The following is a 21,084-nucleotide window of genomic DNA, read 5'->3' as shown; positions in this document are numbered from 1 at the left end:
ATTACTCCGTCGCCTTCAGCTTGGGGTCGTGCATTTCTTCGGGATGGAAGATCAACCGGTAGGTGCGGATCGCGATCAACAGCACTGCCGAGACGTCGCCGATCCAGGCGATCGCGAAGAACGGCCAGGTCGGCATATGCATGTCGAAGGTCTGGACGTTGTCGTTGTAGGTGCCGCGGACCTTGTCGAACAGCGTCCAGGTCTGCACCGTCACGACGAACAGCAGCACCAGGGTCGCGAACACGTCGATCCAGCGCTGGTAGCGCGGCCCGACATTGCCCCAGACCAAATCGACCGTGATGTGGGTGCCGCGATAGGAGGTGGCGGCGATACCCCAGAAGATCAGGATGCCGAGCAGCATGCGACCGATGTCGAAGCTGTCGGGGATCGCATAGTTCAGCGTGTTGCGCAGCAGCACCGACAGGAAGATGTCGAGCGCGACAATGCCGACGAAGGCCGCTGCGATCCATTCGATCGAATCGATAACGCGATCCATCCAGCTGCGCTTCATGTGAGCTTCCTAGGAGATGTGATCCTCAGGCGGGAGAGGGAGAGGACGCGCTCCTCGCGTCTCGGCCCGCTTGCAGAACAACGGCGGCGAGATGCATCCCGCCGCCGCATGTGTTTCGACGAAGAGCTACTCCGCCAGCGCGTTGTACTTCTTCAGCGAGGCTTTCAGCTCGCTAAGCGCCGCGTCCGGGTCCGCGCCGGCCTTCTTGGCGCCGTCGCTCCAGGTTTTCACCAGGGGCTCGGCGGCCTTCTTCCAGGCGGCGGTCTGCTCGGGTGTCAGCTTGTAGACCTCGTGACCGGTCTCCGCCTTGACCTTGTCGATGCCGGCATCCTCGAACTTGCCCCAGTGCTCGCCGACCACACCGGCCATCTCGACCGTGCAATTCTTGTCGATCGCGGCCTTCTGCTTGTCGGACATCGCATTGTACTTGTCCTTGTTCATGACGAACACGAAGGTCGTGGTGTAGAGCGGCGCCTCCATGTCGTACTTTGTCACCTTGTCGATGCCGAACAGCACGAGGGAGCCCCATGGGAAGGTGACGCCGTCGGCGACGCCGCGCTCGATGATGTCGCGCACTTCGGGCGCGGAGGACTGCACATTGGTGCCGCCGAGCGAGGTGACGAAGTTCGCCATGGTGGCGTGGGCGGGCCGGATCTTCAGGCCCTTCACGTCCTCCGGCATCACGATCTTCTTGGTCTTGGAATGGAACGAGGAGGGTGAGTGGACGAAGGCGAGGCAGTATTTGACGTCCTTCATCTCCTTTTCGGCGTATTTGCGGTACCAGGCGTCGAGCCCCATCGAGCCGCCCTTGGCATCCGAGATCAGGAACGGCAATTCGCCGGCGCCGATGATCGGGAAACGGCCCGGTTGGTAGCCGGGATTGACATAGGTGACGTCGGCGATGCCGTCGCGCGCCATGTCGTAATGGTCGAAGGCCTTGCCCATCTGCTGGGCCGGAAACACCTTGCCCTTGATGGTGCCGCCGGAATCCTTCTCGACCGCGGCGGCCCAGTCCTCGAGCGATTTCTGCAGCGGATGCGACGCCGGCACCCAGTGCGAGATCTTCAAATCGAAGGTCTTGTCCTGCGCGAGCGCAGGGCTCACGCTTGCTGCCAGCAGCAACGCCAGACAGGCTTTCCTCATCACGTGTCTCTCCCTCTTTTGACGGCGGGCTTCGATGGCCCGGTCTCGTTAATTAACATGTTATCTAATTGGCCGGCGCGTTCAAGCCGGAACTGGCGCGGCGTGCCGCCGCGCACTCCCTTTTGCCCAACCGTTATATGATATAATTATCGTGCGCGGACGGCTGCGACAAGCGAGCCGCGCCGAAAGCCTACAGGATCGGGAGGAGCAAGTATTGCGGACAAAAGTCGCAATCATCGGGGCAGGGCCGGCGGGATTGTTGCTTGGGCAACTGCTGCACGGTTACGGCATCGACAATGTCATTCTCGAGCGGCAGAGCCCGGACTATGTGCTCGGCCGCATCCGTGCAGGTCTCCTGGAAGAGGGGACCGTCGCGCTGCTCGACCAGATCGGCGCCGGCGCGCGGGCGCATGCCGAAGGTCTGGTGCATGAAGGGATCGAACTCGCCTTCTCGGGGCGCCGGCACCGCATCGACATGAAGGCTTCGACCGGCAAGACGGTCATGATCTACGGCCAGACCGAGGTCACGCTCGACCTGATGAATGCACGCGCGGCCGCCGGTCTCACCTCAGTCTACGAGGCCAGAGACGTGCAGCCGCATGATTTCGACGGCAGTCACCCGCGCGTAACCTACGTGAAGGATGGCGTCACCCACACGATCGATTGTGATTTCATCGCCGGCTGCGACGGCTTTCATGGCGTCAGCCGCGCCAGCGTTCCGGCTTCGGCGATCGAGGAGTTCGAGCGCATCTACCCGTTCGGCTGGCTCGGCATCCTCTCCGAGACGCCACCGGTCAGCCACGAGCTGATCTATTCCAACCACGCCCGCGGCTTTGCGCTGTGCACCATGCGTTCGACCAGACGCAGCCGCTACTATGTGCAGTGCGCGCTCGATGACCATGTCGACCAATGGCCGGACGACCGTTTCTGGGACGAGCTCAGGCGCCGGCTCGGCCAGGACGCCGCCGACAGCCTGATCACGGGCCCCTCGATCGAGAAGAGCATTGCGCCGCTGCGCAGCTTCGTCGCCGAGCCGCTGCGCTTCGGCAGGATGTTCCTGTGCGGTGACGCCGCCCATATCGTGCCGCCGACCGGCGCCAAGGGGCTGAACCTGGCGGCCAGCGACGCGCATTATCTGTCGAGCGCATTTCGCGAGTTCTACGACGAAAAATCCAGCGCCGGCATTGATGCCTATTCGGCGAAGGCACTGGCGCGGGTCTGGAAGGCCGTGCGCTTCTCCTGGTGGATGACCTCGATGCTGCACAAATTCCCCGACACCGGCACCATCGGCGCGCGCATCCAGCTCGCCGAGCTCGACTACGTCACGCAGTCGCAGGCCGCGATGACGTCGCTGTCGGAGAATTACGTGGGGCTGCCGTTTTAGGACGGTCACTGTCATGCCCCCGCGAAGGCGGGGCATCCAGTACGCCGCGGCCTCTCCGTATCACGTCGCCGTCTCTGGAATACTGGATCACCCGCTTTCGCGGGTGATGACAGTCCTGGTGAGGCGACGCCGCCGTCCATTTCAAACGCCCGCGCAAATGTCGTTTAAAACTTTGTAGGTGATGCAACCGTCACGTCCCTCGCGTTCAATGGCGGCAGCCACCAACGCGAGATGGACATGACCAGCACCGACATCCCCGCCGGCTTCGAGCCGCACTTTCGCAAAGCCCCGCTCACCGATCCCTGGGAGCCGCTTTACTCCAGGAAGACCGACAACGGCGTCACCGTGGGATTGCGGCTGGCAACACCGCACACCAACGCGCGCGGGCTGATCCATGGCGGCCTGATCGCGGCGCTGGCCGATGCCGCCATGGGCTACAGCTGCGCGCAGGCGACGGGCTGGACCACCTCGTTGGTCACGATCTCGCTGTCGGTCGACTATGTCGGCGCCGGCGAGATCGGCCAATGGCTGGCAGTCGAGGGTGAGGCGATCAAGACCGGCAGCACGATCTGCTTCGCGCAGTGCCTCGCGAAGGCCGACGGCGCCGTGATCGCGCGCGCCAGCGGCACCTTTCGCGTCGTGCCGAAGAAGGGGTGAGGGCGTCACCCAAATTTCCACTCCGCGGTCTCCACCACGAGATCGACGAAGGCGCGCACCTTCGCGGAGAGCAGGCGCGAGGTCGGGTAGACGATGTGGATTGGCAGCGCCGGCTGCTCGTAGTTCGCCAATACGATCTTGAGCCGCCCGCGCCGCAAGCCTTCGGCGGCCTGATAGGCCAGCACTCGGGTCACGCCGCCGCCGGCCTCGGCATATTGCAGGGCGGCGTCGGCGCTGTTGCTGGCGAACCGTGGATTCGGCGCCACCTCGATGTCGTGGCCGTTCTGTACGAAGCGCCAGTTCGCGGATGGACCGAACGCGATGGTCTGGTGCGTAAGCAGTACCTCCGGCGTCTTCGGCTCGCCATGGCGCTTGAGATAGCCTGGCGTCGCCACCACGATCCGCCGCATCTCGCCGACCTGGCGCGCGACGAGCGAGGAGTCGGCGAGATGGCCGATCCGCACCGCGACGTCGACGGCATCTTCCACGAGATTGACGAGGTTGTCCGACAGCCGCAATTCGCAGGCGACCTCGGGATAGCGTTTGAGGTAGGCGATCATGACAGGGCCGACATGGAGCCGGCCGAAGCCGACCGGCGCCGCCACTACCAGCCGCCCGCTCGGCCGGCTGCGCTCCTCCCGTGCCGAGCCGTCGGCCTCCTCGACATCGGCGAGGATGCGACGCGCGCGCTCGAGATAGCGCGTGCCGACGTCGGTCAGGGTCACCTGACGGGTGGTCCGCTGCAACAGCCGCGCCCCGAGATGCTCCTCCAGAGCCGCGATCAGCCGCGTCACCGCCGAGGGGGACAGCCGCAGCTTTCGTGCCGCTGGCGCGAAGCCGCGCAAATCGGCGACGGTGACGAAAACATGCATGGCTTCAAGGCGGTCCATGGCATTATTGCATATAACGCAATGATGAAGTGTCAAGCCGGCTGATTGTTTTAGCCTGCGAAAAGTCCACTTTAGCTGGCGAAGACGCAAGGACGCGCCGGGATTTCGGGAGATGGTCGATGACGGCAACTCACACCTACGCCAGCGACGTGGCATTCACGCCGGCGGTGAAGTCGATCCAGACCCGAAAGGGATCACGCGAAGGCTATGCGCATGCCGAGCAGCGCGGCTGGCGCACCGAGGTCGATGAGAACCTCGCGGCGTTCCTGGCCGACGCCAACAGCTTTTATCTCGCCACGGCCTCTGCCGACGGCCAGCCCTACATTCAGCATCGCGGCGGCCCGAAGGGCTTTTTGAAGGTGCTGGACAAGCAGACGCTCGCGTTCGCGGACTACGCCGGCAATCGGCAATACATCACGCAGGGAAACCTGTCTGAAAATCCCAAGGCCTACATCTTCGTGATGGACTACACCCATCGCCGTCGAGTGAAGATCTGGGGCGAGGCCCGCGTGGTCGAGGATGACGAGGCGCTGACGACATCGCTGATGCCGAAAGGCTATCGGGCGCGCCCGGAGCAGGTGATCCTGTTCAAGATCGAAGCGTGGGATACGAACTGCCCGCAGCACATCCCGCAGAAGTTCGACGCTGGCGATGTGGCAGCGGCGCTGGCGGCGAGGGATACGAAGATAGCGGAGCTGGAGGCGGAGGTCGCGGCGCTGAAGGGGGAGGCGAACTCACCATCCAATGAAAGCTAGAGCGACTTGCGCGGGATGAGGGGTCCCTCTCCGCGAATGAAGCGGTTTCCGTTTGGATGGATACCCCTCATCCGGCGCTTCGCGCCACCTTCTCCCGCAAGGGGAGAAGGGAAGAGGAGTTCACGGCGCACTTACAACACACTCGCGCCTTCGTGCTGGAAGCCGAGATAGCTGGCGGCGACGCGTTCATTCGCCGCGATGTCGCTGGCCTTGCCGCTGAGCACGATCTCGCCGAGCTCCATGACGTAAGCTTGATCCGCGATCTTGAGCGCGGCCTGCGCGTTCTGCTCGACCAGCAGCACGGAGACGCCGGCGGCACGCAACTCGGTGACGATGCGGAAAATGTCGGCGACGATGATCGGGGCGAGGCCGAGGCTCGGCTCGTCCAGCATCAGGAGCTTGGGCTCGCCCATCAGCGCGCGGCCCATCGCAAGCATCTGCTGCTCGCCGCCGGAGAGCGTGCCGGCGAGCTGCTTGCGCCGCTCCTTGAGCCGCGGAAACAGCGTGTAAACCCGCTCCATCGAGGCTTTCGCCTTGCTTCTCTCGATGCGGAAGGCTCCTAACTCGAGATTGTCCTCGACATTCATGGTCACGAACAATTCGCGGTGCTCGGGAACGAGGCCAAGCCCCATGGCGACGCGGTCCTCGATGTCGAGCCGCGACAGATCCTGACCTGCGAATGAAACGCGCCCCTTCAGCGGCAAAATGCCGATGATGGCGGACAGCAGCGTGGTCTTGCCGGCACCGTTGGCGCCGACGATGGTGACGATCTGGTTCTGGCCGACTTCGAGCGAGACAGAGCGCACGGCCTCGACCTTGCCATAGGCGACATGGGCGTCGGCGACGGACAACAGCGCGCTCATGCCGCCACTCCGAGATAGGCCTTGATCACTTCGGGATTGGTCTTGATCGTGGCCGGCGTTCCTTCCGCGATCTTGGTGCCGAAATCGAGCACCACGATGCGGTCGGCGAGGTTCATGACGAAGCCCATGTCGTGCTCGACCAGCAAGACGCTCATGCCGCCGTCGCGCAGCTCCCGCAGCAACGTCGCGAGCTGCTGCTTCTCCATGTGGCGCAGGCCGGCCGCCGGCTCGTCGAGCAGCAGCAGCATCGGATCGACGCACAGCGCGCGGGCGATCTCGACGATCCGTTGTTGTCCCAGCGACAGCGAGCCTGCGAGCTGACGCATCTGCTCGCCCAGTCCGACCCGCTCGATCTGGCGGGCGGCTTCGGCGAGCAGCTTTGCCTCATCAGTGCGGTCGAGCCGCAGCATTGAGGAAATCGGCCCCGAATGGCCGCGCAGATGCGCGCCGATTGCGACGTTTTCCAGCACGGTCATGTCAGGCACCAGCTTGACGTGCTGGAAGGTGCGGGAGATGCCGAGCTTGACGATCTCCTGCGGCGGCGCCCTGTCCACCTTGTTGCCGAGCACGGAGATCGAGCCCGAGCTGGCCGACAGCACGCCGGTGATCAGGTTGAAGGTGGTGCTCTTGCCGGCGCCGTTGGGGCCGATCAGCGCGACGATCTCGCGAGCCTGAACGTCGAAGGAGACGTTGTTCACCGCGACCACGCCGCCGAATTGCTTCCGCGCCTTCTCGACCTGAAGCAGGACGCTGGATTGGCCGGGCGAGCGGGTGCGCTGCTCCAGTTTCAGCGAAGTGTCCGGCTTCTTGCCACTGGTACGCTGGGGCAGGAACGACATCAGCCAGGGCCAGACGCCGCCGGGTGCGAGCTGGAGCAGCGCCACCAGCATGATGCCGAACACGATGGTCTCGACCTGGCCGGAGCCGGGCAGGATCAGCGGCAGGTAGCTCTGCAGCACTTCCTTCAGGACCACGACGAGCGCCGCACCGAGGACGCCGCCCCAGACATAGCCGGCGCCGCCGACCACGGCGATGAAGAGATATTCGATGCCCGCCTGCGCGCCGAACGGCGTCGGATTCACCGCGCGTTGAAGATGGGCGTAGAGCCAGCCGGAGAGGCCGGCAAGCACGGCGGCATGGATGAACACCAGCATTTTCGCCCGCGGCGTGTGCACGCCGAACGCCTCGGCCGCGACATGGCCGCGCCGGAGCGCGCGGATGGCGCGGCCGGTACGGGAGTCCAGCAGGTTCATCGTGAGCAGCGCCGAGAGGATTACGGCAACCCAGATCGCGTAGTAGATCGAACCGGGCGAGAGCATTTTGAACGAGCCGATCGACAGCGGTGGGATCGCCGAGATGCCGTCGTTTCTTCCCAAAAACTCCAGCTTGCTGAAGAGATAGAACAAGCCGAGTCCCCAGGCCAACGTGCCGAGCGGCAGATAATGGCCGGACAGACGGACCGTGACGAGGCCGAGCAGCACCGCCAACAATCCGCTGACCACCAGCGACAGCGGCAGCGTCAGCCAGGGCGACATGCCGTAGGTCGTCGACAGCACCGCGGTGGTGTAGGCGCCGAAGCCGACGAAGGCCGCTTGTCCGAACGAGGTCAGGCCGCCGACGCCGGTCAGCAGCACGAGGCCCATCGCGACCAGGGCGGTGAGGCCGACATTGTCCAGCAGCACGATCCAGAACGGGGGCATGCCAGGAACGAACGGGATCGCCGCCATGATCAGCGCGAAGATGAGGATGGGGAGCCGGCTCTGCATCTTGGCGTCAGTCCTTCTCTTCCTCGACTGCAGGCGCCGCGAGCGAGCGCAGCAGCAGCACGGGAATCAAGAGCATGAAAACGATCACCTCCTTGTAGTTGGAGGCATAAAAGGACGAGAACGCCTCGACGATGCCGACGACCAGCGCCGCGACCGCGGTGAGGGGATAGCTGACAAGCCCGCCGATGATGGCGGCGACAAAGCCCTTCAGGCCGATCAGGAAGCCCGAGTCGTAATAGAGCGTCGTGATCGGCACGATCATGATCCCGGACAGTGCACCGATGACGGACGCCAGCAGGAAGGCGATCTGCCCGGATAGCGTGGTGCGGATGCCGACGAGCCGGGCACCGAGCCGGTTCACGGCGGTCGCGCGCAGCGCCTTGCCGTAAAGTGTCAGCCCGAAGAACAGCCACAGCCCGACGATGAAGGCGATGGTGATGCCGTAGACCGTGATGCTCTGGCCTGTGAAGCGCAGCGCGCCGGTGGTGAAAGATCCCGACAGCACGGCAGGTCCGCGCTGGCCTTCGGCGCCGAAGAACAAAAGGCCCAAGCCCTGAAGCGCCAGGTGGACGCCCACCGAGGCGATCAGCAGCACCAGCACGGAGGTGTGCGCCAGCGGCTGGAATGCGATGCGGTAGAGAAACAGGCCGATCATCGCCACGATCACCAGCGACAGCGCGATGCAGACCGCAACCGGCGGCTTCTGGGCGGCGTAGTAGACGGTCAGCGCCAGCACGATGGCCGGCAGCACGATGTTGGTGAGGATGCTGCGCAGCACCAGGCGTCCGTGCAGCGCCTTGCGCGCGGCGAACAGGTCGAACGCGAAGGCGCCAATGCCGAGGGCGAGCGCGAGTTTGGCCGTGCCCGGCATCTGGCCCGCGGCCAGCGAGGCGTAGGTCAGCGCGCCATAGGTGACGAATTCGCCTTGGGGAATGAGGATGACGCGGGTGACGACGAACACCAGCACCAGCGCCAGGCCGAGCAGCGCATAGATCGCGCCATTGGTGATGCCGTCCTGCAGCAGGAACAGCATGATGGTGGTATTCAAGACCGGACGCTCCCCCTCAAAGATTCAGGACCGGTCCCCTGATTGTGGTGGACGGTCCGCTCACAGCCATTGAACAGCGCTGACGGTATTTGATATGGTCCATAACAATTATCAAATATAACATCAAGGGTGGCGAACGATCCTCCCGAACTTAACGGGATTGCGAGCATGAGGCGATGACCGTTTCCAAAAGCGCTGAAAAGTCCTCTGAAAAACCCGCCGAGACCGCCAAGGGCCGCAAGGATGCGGCCGACGGGCCTGGCGAAGCCCTCCAGCTCGGCGAGCTCTCGGAGCAGCTCGGCTATGTCCTGAAGCGGGCACAGCTCAAGGTGTTCGAGAACTTCCTGCGCTGCATGGCCTCGCTCCAGCTCACGCCGGCGCAGTTTTCCGTGCTGTTGCTGGTCGAGAAAAACCCCGGCCGTAACCAGACCGAGATCGCCTCCACCCTCGGCATCCTGCGTCCGAATTTCGTGGCCATGCTCGACAATCTCGAGAGCCGCGACCTTTGCGCGCGGATCCGCTCCACCAACGACCGCCGCTCGCACATCCTGGTGCTGACTGACAAGGGCAAGGCCGTGCTGGCCCGCGCCAAGAAGCTCGTCGCCACCAAGCACGAGGCGCGGCTGAACGAGCTGCTCGGGCCATCCAACCGCGAAGCCCTGCTCGGGATGCTCTCGAAGATCGCCAACGAGTTTTGACGCTTTCATTGCTCCGAAGACGGAGCATCGAACCTGGAAACGCGGGCGGGGCGGCGGTTACGCCGCGGCGAACCGGTCGGGCATGGCAGGTGCTTCCGCGGACAGGAAGCGGCGCTCGATTTCCAGGGCGGGCAAGGGCGGGCTGAACAAATAGCCCTGCATTTCCGTGCAGCCTTCCGCTGCGATCCGGTCCCGTTGCTCCTCGGTCTCCACGCCCTCCGCCGTCGTCGTCATGCCCATCCCGCGCGCCAGTGCCGCCACCGCCCGCACGATGCTGAGGGAGGCCGCATTGTTTTCCACGCCGCTGACGAAAGACCGGTCGATCTTGATCTTGTCGAAGGGGAAGCATTGCAGATAGGTCAGTGACGAATAGCCGGTGCCGAAATCGTCCATGGCGACCTTGATGCCCAGCGCCCGGAGCTGGTGCAGCGTCGTCAGCGTCCCATGCCTGTCCTGCAGCAGAACGCTTTCCGTGATTTCGATTTCCAGCCGCCGCGGATCGAGGCCGGAGGCCGCGAGCGCGCCGACGATCACCTCTGTCAGGCCCGGCTGGCGGAATTGCACCGCCGAGATGTTGACGGCGACGTGCAGATGGTCCGGCCATCGGCTTGCAGTGGCACAGGCCTGCCGGATCACCCATTCGCCGATCGGCACGATCAGGCCGATCTCTTCCGCAAGCGGGATAAAGCTGTTCGGCGCGACCAGTCCGCGCCCTGGATGTCGCCAACGGATCAAGGCTTCGAAGCCGCTGATCTCGCCGCCGTCGGTCTTCACGACCGGCTGGTAGTGCAGTTCGAACTCGCCGGCGGCAAGGCCGTTGTGCAGGTCCTGCTCCAGTGCACGACGGCTTTGCGCCTCTTCGCCCATGGCCGGCTCGAAGAAGCAGTGCATGCCGCGGCCGTCGCTTTTCGCGCGATTCAGGGCCAGATCGGCATTGTGCAGGAGTTGCTCGGGCGTTGAGCCGTCACCGGGCGCAATGGCGATCCCGATGCTCGCGCCCACAATAGCCTGATGTCCGTCGAGCCCGAACGGAGCACTCAGGGTGCTGACAACATCGCGCGCCAGCGTGTCCGCTTCGCTCGAACCGGAAATCGGCGACTGGAGGATGACGAATTCATCGCCGCCCATGCGCGCGATCGTATCGCTGTCGCGCGCGAGCTGTTTGAGGCGGCGGCTGACATCCTGCAGCAGAATGTCGCCGGCCTGGTGGCCCATGGTGTCGTTAACGGCCTTGAACTTGTCGAGATCGATGTGGTGGATCGCGAACATCCCGCCCTGTTCGAGCGCCTGCTTGAGGCGCTGACCGAGCAGGGCGCGATTGGCGAGGTCCGTCAGCGCGTCGTGGTGCGCCATATGCGCGATCTGCAATTCCGCCTTGCGCTGCTCGGTGATATCTTCGTGCGTCGCGACCCATCCGAGATCGGGCATCGGTCGGTGCCTGATCTTGAAGGTTCGCCCGTTCCGCATCTCGACGATGCTGTCCATGGCCTCGGCCGACGTGGCGACATCGGTCCGCCATGTGGCGTATTCCTCCCGCGTCATTGCCGGCACGCTGCCGGCTTCGAAGCGCAGGTCTAGGATCTCCTGGAGCGGCGTGCCCGGACGAACGCGGTCGGACGGCAGGCCGTACATTTCGATATAGTGCGTGTTGCAGACGAGCAGCCGATGGTCGGCGCTGAAGAAGCAAAGTCCCTGCGACATGTTGTTGATCGCAATGTCGAACTGAAAATTGCGCTCCTGCAGCCGCGCACTGAGCTCTTCGCGCTCGGTAATGTCCTCGTGCGTCGCCATGCCGCCGCCGTCGGGCAGGGGATGGATGGTGTAGGCGATGATTCTTCCGTCGGCGAACTGCTGGACCGTCTGCTCGCTGACGACCGAGCCTTCCGTGCGGGCGCGGACATAGGCGCCGGCTTCTCCGCCGATGTTCAGGCCCAGTTTGAGCCGATGCTGGATCAGGTCCTTGATCGGCGTTCCCGGGCGCACCTGCTCGGGCGAGAGCGCGTACATCTCGCGGTAGCGCGGATTGCAGAAAATGACCCTGCGGTCGCTGCCAAAGAGGATGATCCCAAGCCACAGATTATTGGCGGCGCACTTGAGCAGCTCGCCGAGCACGAGCGGATCAATGCTTGCGACCTCCTGATCACTTTGCGCCATGTGCGTTGCCCCCGGGACGACGCGATTAGAGCAGGCGGTGGTGAATCAGCCCAAAAATACGCCCAGTTTCGGGACATGTTCCTGAAACTGCGGCGAATGCGAGGTTAAAGGCGGCGATGCCCGCCCCCTGGAAAAGAGGACGCCGACGAGAATTCAGAGATCGTTAACCATGCCGTCGCCCCGAACCGCGCGCCGCGCCGGCGGGATGGCGATGCCGCCGTGTCAGTCGACCAGGATTACCCTGATGTCGTTGACATTGGTCAGCGTGGGACCCGGCAGCAGCAGGTCGCCCGTCGCCTCGAAGAACGTCGTCGCATCGTTGTTGTCGAGATAGACCTGGGGTTGCAGCCCCTGCGCCGCCATCTTCGCGAACGTCGCCGCATCGATCAGCGCGCCGGCGGGGTCGGTGGGATTGCCGGCACCGCCATCGGCGCCGTCGGTGTCGCCGGCGAGCGCGGAGATGTCAGGCGTGTCCTTCAAGAGGGCGGCGAGCGCCAGCGCGTATTCCTGGTTCGGGCCGCCGCGGCCATTGCCCCGCACGGTGACCGTGAGCTCGCCGCCGGAGAGGATCGCGACGCGCTTGCCCTGCGCGCGGGCCTGAAGCGCCAGCCTGGCGTGATCGGCGGCAACGTCGCGGGCCTCGCCCTCAAGGTCGGCACCGAGATCGATCGTCTCGTAACCGGCCTCATGCGCGAGCCTCACCGCAGCGTCGAGCGATTGCTTCGGACGTGCGATCAATTCGAAATGGGCGCGCGCGAACGCGGCGTCTCCCGGCTTGCAGCTCTCGTTGGCGGGGTCGTCCAGCGCGCGGCGAACGGCATCGTCGATGTCGAGCTTGTACCGGGCGACGATGGCGCGCGCATCATTGAGCGTGGTCGGATCGGGCACGGTCGGACCCGAGGCGATCGCGGAGGGATCGTCATGCGGCACGTCGGAGATCGCAAGCGTCACGATCTCGGCGGCATTTTTGCCCGCGCGCGCCAGCCGCCCGCCCTTGATCCGCGACAGATGCTTGCGCACGACATTCATCTCGCCGATCGGCGCGCCGGAGCGGAGCAGCGCCTTGTTGACCGCCTGCTTCTGCGCGAAGCTGATGCCGTTGACGGGCGCGATCCAGTTCGCCGAGCCGCCGCCGGTGAGCAGCACCAGGAGCAAATCGTCCGGCCCGGCCTCGGCTGCGAGCGCGAGCGTATCGGCCGCGCCCTTCAGGCCGGCTTCGTCAGGCACAGGATGACCGGCCTCGACCACGCGGATGCGGCGCGTCGGTACGCCGTAGCCGTGACGCGTGGTGGCGATGCCGACGAGGCGCTCCGGTGCGAGCCCGAGCGTGTCGAGATAATGCCGCTCGGCGGCGGCGGCCATCGCGGCCGCGCCCTTGCCGGCGGCGAGACAGATTACGCGTCCCCTTGGCGCGGGCCGCAGGTGCGGCGCCAGTATCGTGCTCGGATGAGCGGCGGCAACGGCGGCGTCGTAGAGCGCGCGGAGCAGGGGGCGTCGGTCGGTCATGACGAAGGGCCTTGAGCGGGCAGGAAAGACTGGCGGCAAACGCGCCGCTCACCTGCCTACCGCATCATGCGCCAAAGCGTAAGCCGGCTTTGTCATCATTCGATTGTGCAATCGCGTGATCATAATCGGCGCGCAAGCAAAAACCCCTGCGATCATCTCGCAGGGGGCTCTCGTCGTCGTATGGTCGAGCCGGTTAGCCGCCGACGTCGGCGCTGATCACGTCGCCGAACAGTTCCCACTTCTCGCCCTTGAACTTCTCGAGCTGGAGCTGGCTGATCGGCGCGAAATCGGTCGGCGAGGTGTTGATCTGCACGCCCGGCAGCAGCACTTCGGTGCGGAAGTCCTTCAGGCTGGCGGCCTGTTTCATGACGTTCGCGCGGGTGAGATCGTCGCCGCACTGCTTCAGGATCTGGACCAGGGTCTGCGCCACGCCGTAGCCGACGATGGTGCCGTGATCGAGCTTGTCGCCGTCAGGAAAGTACTTGTTCATGAACGCGACGAAGTCCTTCATGCCGGGGTCGCTGTTCCACGTCGAATCCGAAATGTCCTTCAGATAGTCGGCGGAGATGATGTCCTGCGAGTTCTCGAACCCGGCGGGCTTGAGCACGCTGCCGACGGAGGCCGAGACGTTGTTGAGGAAGTGCAGCGGCTTCCAGCCGATCTCGGCCACCTTCTTGATCGCCTGCGCCGCGAATTTCGGCGTCGTGATGTTCATGAAGACGTCGGCGCCGGTCGACTTCAGCTTGACGATGTGGTTGTCGATGGTCGGCTCGGAGGTCTCGTAGCTCTCCTCCATGACGATCATCGACGCGGCCTTGGCGCCGAGGCCGTCCTTCAGACCTTTGAGATAATCCTTGCCGTAATCGTCGTTCTGGAACAGCACGGCGATCTTGGCGTCCGGCTTGTTCTTGAGCAGCCATTTCGCATAGATCTGCGTCTCGCTCTGGTAGTTGGGCTGCCAGCCCATGGTCCAGGGGAAGTTCTGCGGATCGTTCCACTTGGTGGCGCCGGTGGCCACCAGGAGCTGCGGCACCTTCTTCGAGTTCATGTATTTGTGGATCGCCGAGTTCGGCGGCGTGCCGAGCGAGTTGAAGATGAACAGCACCTCGTCGCTCTCGACCAGCTTGCGCGCCTGCTCCACCGTCTTCGGCGGCGAATAGGCGTCGTCGTAGCTGATGAAGTTGATCTTGCGGCCGTTGATGCCGCCTTCGTCGTTGATCTTCTTGAAATAGGCGGCTTCCGTCCGCCCGATGATGCCGTAGGCGGAGGCCGGTCCGCTGTAGGGCATGATGTTGCCGACCTTGATCTCGGTATCGGTCGCGCCGGTATCGTATTTCTTCTGGGCCGATGCAGTGGAGGCCGAGGCCGCAATGAGCGCGAGCGCCAGTGACGCGGCCGCAAGTTTGCCGGTGACAGCGGGCATTCCTATCTCCCTATTTTCTTGGTGTGTGTGCGTCCCTTTTCTTGTGTTGCCTGTTCTTGGTGACGCAGCCGCAATTCAATACGATTTACCTGATGCCTACAACAGAAAGCCCCTGCGGCGGGGTCGCAGGGGCTGCTTCTTTAGTAGTCAGGGGCGCCCGCGCGCGCGTGTGCGACTGCGAGAAGGTGCATCCGTCTGAGTTGACGAACCGATCAGGAGCGAGTTTGAGTTGCGCGGCTTCAGTGGCCGAGCTCGCTCGAGATGACGTCCCCGAACAGCTCCCATTTCCGGCCCTTGAACCGCATCATCTGGAGCTGCTCGATCGGGGCGAAATTATCGGCTGCGGTGTTGATCTTGATGCCGGGCAACAGGGTGTCGGGCTCGAAATCCTTCAAGGAAGCGGCCTGCTTCATGACGTTGTCGCGGGTGAGATCGTCGCCGCACATTTGCAGCACCTTCACCATGGTCTGCGCGGCGGCATAGCCGAACACCACGCCGGCATCCAGCTTGTTGGCCTTGGGATCGTATTTGGCGAGGAAGTTGTAGAACTTCTTCATGCCGCCGTCGGCATTCCATTGCGGGTCGGAGCCGTCCTTGGTGTAGCTCGCCGACAGGATCCCTTGCGAGATCTCGAGCCCCGCCGGCTCGAGCACGCCGCCGACCGAGGCCGAGACGTTGGAGATGATGTGGACCGGATGCCAGTTGATCTCGGCCGCCTTCTTGATTGCCTGTGCGGCAAATTTCGGCGTGGTGATGCTGACGAAGATGTCGGCGCCGGCGGCCTTCAATTTTACGACGTGCTCGTCGATTGCCGGCTCCGACGTGTCGTAGCTGTCTTCCAGCACGATCATCGAGGCCTTGGGCCCAAGGCCGTCCGTCAGTCCTTTCAGATAGTCCTTGCCGAAATCGTCGTTCTGATAGAGCACGCCGATCTTGCCGTCCGGCTTCTCCTTCATGATGTACTTGGCGTAGATGCGCGCCTCGCTGGCGTAGCTCGGCTGCCAGCCCATGGTCCAGGGATATTGCTTCGGATCGTTCCACTTCGAAGCGCCGCTCGCCACGAACAATTGCGGCACCTTCTTCTCGTTCATGTATTTGCGAATGGCGCCGTTGGTGGAGGTGCCGAGCGAGCCGAAGATCAGCAGCACCCCGTCGCTCTCGACCAGCTTGCGGGCCTGCTCCACCGTCTTCGGCGGCGAATAGCCGTCGTCGTAGGAGATGAACTTGATCTTGCGGCCGCCGATGCCGCCCTCGGCATTGATCTTGTTGAAATAGGCTTCCTCGGCCTTGCCGATCGCCGCATAGGCGGAGGCCGGGCCGCTATAGGGCATGATGTTGCCGATCTTGATCTCCGTATCGGAAGCGCCGCTGTCGTATTTCTTTTGCGCCAGGGCCGGGTTGCCCATCGCAGTGCACAACGCGAATGCGGCCAGAACGCCCGCAACCTGAAATCGAACGGCAGTCATCTTTCTCCACCCGGAACGGATCGCCGCCGCATTGAACAAGAATGATGCGGGACGTCAACAAAAAGCCCCCGCGATCGTTCGCGGGGGCTTCTCGACGTGTCGGACTATAGCGTCAGAGTGTCACTCGGTGGCGATGTCGCCGCTGATGATCTCGCCGAAGAGTTCCCACTTCTCGCCCTTGAAGCGCTGCATCTGGAGCTGGGCGATCGGGGCGAAGTCGGTGGGCCCGGTGTTGATCTTGACGCCGGGCAGCAGGGTGTCCGGTGCAAAATCCTTCAACGAGGCCGCCTGCTTCATGATGTTGGCCCGGGTCAGATCGTCGCCGCACATTTCCAGGACCTTGGTCAGCGTCGACGCCGCGCCGTAGCCATAGACCATGCTGGTGTCGGACTTGTCGGCACCCGGCATGTACTTGTCGACGAACTCGTTCCACTTCTTCATGCCGGGGTCGTTGGCCCACTGCGGGTCCGTGGAGTCCTTGGCATAGGCTGCCGACAACACGCCCTGCGAGGCCTCGAAGCCGGCCGGCTTCATCACGCTGCCGACCGAGATCGACACGTTGGTGAGGATCTGCAGCGGCTTCCAGCTCAGCTCGGCGGTCTTCTTGATGGTCTGGGCCGCGAACTTCGGTGTCGCGTAAATCAGCAGGACGTCGGGATTGGCCGCCTTGATCTTGACGATGTGACCGTCGATCGAGGGCTCCGACACCTCGTAGCTCTCTTCCATGATGATCATGGACGCGCCCTTGGCGCCTAGGCCGTCCTTGGTGCCCTTGAGGTAGTCTTTGCCGAAATCGTCGTTCTGATAAAGGATCGCGATCTTGGCGTCCGGCTTCTCCTTCAACAGCCATTTTGCGTAGATCTGCGCTTCGCTCTGGTAGGAGGGCTGCCAGCCCATGGTCCAGGGGAAGTTCTTCGGGTCGTTCCACTTGGTGGCGCCGGTGGCGACGAACAGCTGCGGGATCTTCTTGGCGTTCAAATACTTCTGGATCGCGCTGTTCGAGGGCGTGCCGAGCGGGTTGAACACGACGATTACTTCGTCGCTCTCGACCAGCTTGCGGACCTGCTCGACGGCCTTCGGCGGCGAATAGCCGTCGTCATAGGTGACGAAGTTGATCTTGCGGCCGTTGATGCCACCCTTGTCGTTGATCATCTTGAAATAGGCTTCTTCGGTCTTGCCGATGATGCCATAGGCCGACGCCGGACCGCTATACGGCATGATGTTGCCGATCTTGATCTCGGTATCGGATGCGCCGGTGTCGTATTTCTTCTGGGCAAATGCGGCGCCGGAGGTGAGAGTGATGACCGCCGTTGCCGTCACCAGCGCAGCGGTTCGCAGTGTTCTTTCAAAAAACAATTCGGGTCTCCTTAGCTTAATCAACGGGTTGTCAGTTCTTTCTGAGCCGGCCGACGAGTTGCTGGCCCATGATCGCGATCTGCCTCGCGCCGTGCGGCACGAGGTAGATGACGGCGAACAGGAGTACGCCGAATACGGCGCCGGAGAGGCCCTTGGAGATGCCCTCCGCCATGTTCGGCACGAAGATGATGAAAGCTGCGCCGACGAACGAGCCGGGCAGCCAGCCGACGCCACCGACGACCATGCCGAGGAACAGCGAGATCGCCAGCGTGATCGTGTAGCTGTCGGGCGCGACGAACTGCACGGCGATGGCGCCAAGCGAGCCGGCAACGCCGGTGATGCCGGCGGACACGCCGAAGGCCAGCGTCTTGTACAGTGCGACGTTGACGCCCATCGAGGAGGCCGCGATCTCGTTGTCGCGGATCGCCATGAAGGCACGGCCCGAGCGGGAGCGCAGCAGGTTTACCGAGAAGATGTAGATCGCGAGCACGACGGCGAGCGAGAAGTAGTAGAGCCAGGTGTCCTGCGACATCGGCAGCCCGAACGGCGCGTCGGGCTTGGTGACGACGAGGCCCTGCACGCCGCCCGTCCAGTGCTCGAGGAAGTTCAGCTTCAGCAGCTGCGGCATCGCGGTGGCAAGCGCAAAGGTCGCGAGCGCGAGATAGACGCCCGATAGCCGCAGCGCCGGCTTGCCGAACAGGTAGCCGAATGCGAAGCAGACCGCCGCGGAAATCGGAATTGTCAGCGCATAGTTGACGTTGAAGTACTCCATCAGCACCGCCGACGTATAAGCGCCCACGGCGTAGAAGGCGCTCTGGCCGAGCGAGAACTGGCCGGAGCCGCCCGTCAGGATGTTCAAGGCCAGCACCGCGAGCCCGTAGATCAGGAGCATCGTCATCTGGAAGATGATGAAGTTCTTGACGAACACCGGCACGATCAACAGCACCGCCAGCACTAACAGGGAGGTGCCCGTGCCCAGCGTCATCGCCCGCTTCGGAACCGCCTCGACGGCCGGGGCTTCCGTGACGACGTCTTCTGCAGCGCTCATGATCAAACTCGCTTGACGATTTGCCGGCCGAACAGGCCAGCGGGTTTGACGACCAGGACGGAAATGATCAGCGCGAGCGCGATCGGGAGCTTCAACTCGTTGCCGACGCCGGGAATGTAGGTGCCGGCGAGGTTTTCGAAGACACCGACCAGGAAGCCGCCGACCACGGCGCCGAACGGGCTCGTCAGTCCGCCGAGCACCGCCGCGGCGAAGCCGTAGATCAGCACGCCGCCCATCATGTTGGGCTCGAGGAACACGACCGGTGCGATCAGCATGCCGGCGATCGCACCGATCGCGGACGCCATGCCCCAGCCGAGCGCGATCATCCAGCTCGTGTTGATGCCGACCAGCCGCGCCGATTCAGGCACGGAGGCGGCCGCGCGCATGGCGAGGCCGATCTTGGTGTACTGGAAGAAGAAGTAGAGGCCGAGCAGCAGCAGCACCGTCACGCCGATCATGCCGGCCTGGTGGGTCGAAATCAGCTGGCTGCCGAGGAACGGCGAGGAGCCGAACGGGGTCGGATACTGCTTGATGGTGAAGTCCCAGATCAGGCCGGCCGAGGAGTTGATGATCGCGAACAGCGCGATGAAGCCGGCGACGTTGGTCAGCACCGGCGCCTTGGCGAGCGGCTTGAACAGGATGCGCTCGATCGCGATGCCGCCGACGAAGGACAATGCCAGCGTGATCACGAAGGCGGCCCAATAGGGAATGCCCCATTGCATCAGCTGCCAGGAGATGAAGGTCGAGAACATCGCCATCTCGCCCTGCGCGAAGTTGAGATGGTCGATCGCCTGGTAGATCATGACCACGGCGAGCGCCATGCAGGCGTAGATCGCGCCCGTGGCGATGCCGGCCAGCACTTGGTTGGTGAACAGCTCCATCGTGCCGGCTCCTCAGTAACCCAGATAGGATTTGCGGATTTCTTCGTTGTTCGCGATGTCCTTGGCGTTGCCCGACATCACGATGCGTCCGGTCTCGATCACATAGGCCTGGTCGGCGAGCTCGAGCGCGAGCTGGGCGTTCTGCTCGACCACCAGGATCGACACCTTGTCCTCGCGATTGATCTTGCCGAGGATGCCGAACAGGTCGCGCACCACCAGCGGCGCCAGGCCGAACGAAGGCTCGTCCAGCAGCATCAGCCGCGGCCGCAGCATCAGCGCGCGGGCGACCGCGAGCATCTGCTGCTCGCCGCCCGAGAGCGTGCCGGCCTGCTGGGTATGCCGCTGCTTGAGCACCGGGAAATGCGCATACATGCGCTCGATGTCGGAGACGATGCCGGCGCTGTCCTTGCGGGTGATTGCGCCGAGCTGGAGGTTTTCCTCCACCGTCATGGTGGTGAAGGTGCCGCGGCCCTGCGGCACATGGGCGATGCCGAACCGTACGATGCTTTCGGTGGAGCGGTTGTTCAGCGGCTTGCCGTCGAACTCGATGCCGCCGGTCGAGCGCACCATGTTGCAGATCGCGCGCAGCGTGGTGGTCTTGCCGGCGCCGTTGGCCCCGAGCAGCGTGGTCAGCGATCCCTCGCTGAGCGAGAAGGAGAGGCCGTGGAGCGCCTGGACCTGGCCGTAATAGGCGCGCAGGTCCTTGACGTTGAGCAGCGTCGTCATTGGTCCTTGCTCCCGAGATAGGCCTTGATGACGTCGGGATCCGCCTGCACCTGGGCCGGCGTGCCTTCCGCGAGCTTCTTGCCGAAATTCAGCGCGACGACGTGGTCGGCGATCGACATCACGAGGCCCATGTGATGCTCGACCAGCAGCACGGTCATGTGGCGTTCGTCGCGGATGCGGCGGATGAGGTCGCCGAGCACGTAGACTTCCTCGTGGTTAAGGCCGCCGGCGGGCTCGTCGAGCAGCAGGATCTTCGGATCGGCAGCGAGCGCGCGCGCCAGCTCGACGCGCTTCTGCGTGCCGAACGGCAGGCCCGACACGACGGTGTGGGCGACATCCTCGAGGTCGAGATAGGCGAGGATCTCGTGCACCTTCTTGTTGACGTCGCTCTCGCTGCGGCGAACCCAGGCCAGCCGCAGCGAGTCGCTGATGATGTCGCTGGAGGTGCGGGCATGGGTGCCGACGCGGACATTGTCCATCACCGACAAATTCGGAAACAGCGCCACGTTCTGGAAGGTGCGGCCGATGCCGATCTCCGCGATCCGGTGCGGCGGGCGCGTCAGGATGCTCGCGCCCTCCATCAGAATGTCGCCGGACGACGGCTGGTACAGCCGCGAGAGGCAGTTGAAGAGCGTGGTCTTGCCGGCGCCGTTAGGGCCGATCAAGCCGAGGATCTGGCCCTTGTGCATGTCAAAGGACACACCGTTGAGCGCGACGATGCCGCCGAACACGACGCTGACGTCGCGAACCGCGAGCAGGGGCGATGTCCCCTGCGCGAGCTGTGCCTGCGTCATCTCGTCTCGCCCACT

Annotated in this window: 19 protein-coding genes; 4 read left to right on the top strand and 15 right to left on the bottom strand. The window is 63.9% G+C overall.

Going from position 1 to position 21,084, the window contains the following annotated elements:
- Position 1 precedes the first annotated feature (1 nt).
- Positions 2–511, bottom strand: coding sequence for a TRAP transporter small permease (locus IVB41_RS14410; protein WP_007599673.1), 510 nt, complete (start codon positions 509–511; stop codon positions 2–4).
- Positions 512–637: 126 nt separating this feature from the next.
- Positions 638–1,654, bottom strand: a complete 1,017-nt coding sequence (locus IVB41_RS14405; RefSeq protein WP_247432869.1) for a TRAP transporter substrate-binding protein — start codon at positions 1,652–1,654, stop codon at positions 638–640.
- Between the two features lie 214 nt (positions 1,655–1,868).
- Between IVB41_RS14405 and pobA the strand changes: the two genes are divergently transcribed.
- A complete protein-coding gene (gene pobA / locus IVB41_RS14400; RefSeq protein WP_247432062.1) occupies positions 1,869–3,038 on the top strand; it encodes a 4-hydroxybenzoate 3-monooxygenase in 1,170 nt (389 codons plus the stop codon).
- Positions 3,039–3,275: 237 nt separating this feature from the next.
- Positions 3,276–3,695, top strand: a complete 420-nt coding sequence (locus tag IVB41_RS14395; RefSeq protein WP_007599679.1) for a PaaI family thioesterase — start codon at positions 3,276–3,278, stop codon at positions 3,693–3,695.
- 5 nt (positions 3,696–3,700) lie between these two features.
- Here IVB41_RS14395 and IVB41_RS14390 read toward each other — a convergent pair whose 3' ends face one another.
- A complete protein-coding gene (locus IVB41_RS14390) occupies positions 3,701–4,585 on the bottom strand; it encodes a LysR family transcriptional regulator (protein ID WP_247406190.1) in 885 nt (294 codons plus the stop codon).
- 119 nt (positions 4,586–4,704) lie between these two features.
- On the opposite strand from IVB41_RS14390, the gene IVB41_RS14385 reads away from it, so the two are divergent.
- A complete protein-coding gene (locus IVB41_RS14385; protein ID WP_027570158.1) occupies positions 4,705–5,340 on the top strand; it encodes a pyridoxamine 5'-phosphate oxidase family protein in 636 nt (211 codons plus the stop codon).
- Positions 5,341–5,471: 131 nt separating this feature from the next.
- Here the strand turns inward: IVB41_RS14385 and IVB41_RS14380 are convergent, their stop codons facing one another.
- The 3 genes from IVB41_RS14380 to IVB41_RS14370 are packed head-to-tail and all read right to left on the bottom strand — an operon-like array spanning position 5,472 to position 9,017.
- Positions 5,472–6,203 (bottom strand): ABC transporter ATP-binding protein, encoded by a 732-nt coding sequence (locus IVB41_RS14380; protein ID WP_247432059.1) that lies wholly within the window; start codon positions 6,201–6,203, stop codon positions 5,472–5,474.
- Positions 6,200–7,969, bottom strand: coding sequence for an ABC transporter permease subunit (locus tag IVB41_RS14375; protein WP_247432056.1), 1,770 nt, complete (start codon positions 7,967–7,969; stop codon positions 6,200–6,202). Before IVB41_RS14375 ends, IVB41_RS14380 begins: the two co-directional genes overlap by 4 nt.
- Before the next feature lie 7 nt (positions 7,970–7,976).
- On the bottom strand, positions 7,977–9,017 hold the full coding sequence (locus IVB41_RS14370) for a branched-chain amino acid ABC transporter permease (RefSeq protein ID WP_247432052.1): 1,041 nt from the start codon (positions 9,015–9,017) through the stop codon (positions 7,977–7,979).
- A 176-nt stretch (positions 9,018–9,193) separates the two neighbouring features.
- Between IVB41_RS14370 and IVB41_RS14365 the strand changes: the two genes are divergently transcribed.
- Complete coding sequence (locus IVB41_RS14365) at positions 9,194–9,715, top strand: MarR family winged helix-turn-helix transcriptional regulator (RefSeq protein ID WP_027570162.1); 522 nt, start codon at positions 9,194–9,196, stop codon at positions 9,713–9,715.
- Positions 9,716–9,772: 57 nt separating this feature from the next.
- Here the strand turns inward: IVB41_RS14365 and IVB41_RS14360 are convergent, their stop codons facing one another.
- The 9 genes from IVB41_RS14360 to IVB41_RS14320 form a co-directional block, all read right to left on the bottom strand.
- Positions 9,773–11,869 (bottom strand): bifunctional diguanylate cyclase/phosphodiesterase, encoded by a 2,097-nt coding sequence (locus IVB41_RS14360; RefSeq protein ID WP_247432049.1) that lies wholly within the window; start codon positions 11,867–11,869, stop codon positions 9,773–9,775.
- 222 nt (positions 11,870–12,091) lie between these two features.
- Positions 12,092–13,375, bottom strand: coding sequence for a glycerate kinase (locus IVB41_RS14355; RefSeq protein WP_247432046.1), 1,284 nt, complete (start codon positions 13,373–13,375; stop codon positions 12,092–12,094).
- 193 nt (positions 13,376–13,568) lie between these two features.
- On the bottom strand, positions 13,569–14,798 hold the full coding sequence (locus IVB41_RS14350) for an ABC transporter substrate-binding protein (RefSeq protein ID WP_247432042.1): 1,230 nt from the start codon (positions 14,796–14,798) through the stop codon (positions 13,569–13,571).
- A gap of 239 nt (positions 14,799–15,037) precedes the next feature.
- Positions 15,038–16,264, bottom strand: a complete 1,227-nt coding sequence (locus tag IVB41_RS14345; protein ID WP_247432039.1) for an ABC transporter substrate-binding protein — start codon at positions 16,262–16,264, stop codon at positions 15,038–15,040.
- A gap of 120 nt (positions 16,265–16,384) precedes the next feature.
- Positions 16,385–17,620: an ABC transporter substrate-binding protein gene (locus tag IVB41_RS14340; protein ID WP_027570167.1), complete on the bottom strand. Its 1,236-nt coding sequence runs from the start codon at positions 17,618–17,620 to the stop codon at positions 16,385–16,387.
- A gap of 31 nt (positions 17,621–17,651) precedes the next feature.
- A complete protein-coding gene (locus IVB41_RS14335; protein ID WP_026233593.1) occupies positions 17,652–18,668 on the bottom strand; it encodes a branched-chain amino acid ABC transporter permease in 1,017 nt (338 codons plus the stop codon).
- 2 nt (positions 18,669–18,670) lie between these two features.
- Positions 18,671–19,549: a branched-chain amino acid ABC transporter permease gene (locus tag IVB41_RS14330; RefSeq protein WP_007599708.1), complete on the bottom strand. Its 879-nt coding sequence runs from the start codon at positions 19,547–19,549 to the stop codon at positions 18,671–18,673.
- A gap of 12 nt (positions 19,550–19,561) precedes the next feature.
- Positions 19,562–20,275: an ABC transporter ATP-binding protein gene (locus IVB41_RS14325; protein ID WP_007599709.1), complete on the bottom strand. Its 714-nt coding sequence runs from the start codon at positions 20,273–20,275 to the stop codon at positions 19,562–19,564.
- Entirely contained in the window at positions 20,272–21,069 is a 798-nt protein-coding gene (locus IVB41_RS14320; RefSeq protein ID WP_007599710.1) for an ABC transporter ATP-binding protein, read from the bottom strand. The genes IVB41_RS14325 and IVB41_RS14320 overlap by 4 nt, the downstream gene beginning before the upstream one ends.
- Positions 21,070–21,084 lie beyond the last annotated feature (15 nt).

It is taken from the genome of Bradyrhizobium sp. 44 (genome assembly GCF_023073095.1).
In the GTDB taxonomy this organism is placed as follows: Bacteria; Pseudomonadota; Alphaproteobacteria; order Rhizobiales; family Xanthobacteraceae; genus Bradyrhizobium.
The sequence above is the reverse complement of the archived record's forward strand: the minus strand, read 5'-3'. Positions and strand labels throughout refer to the sequence as shown.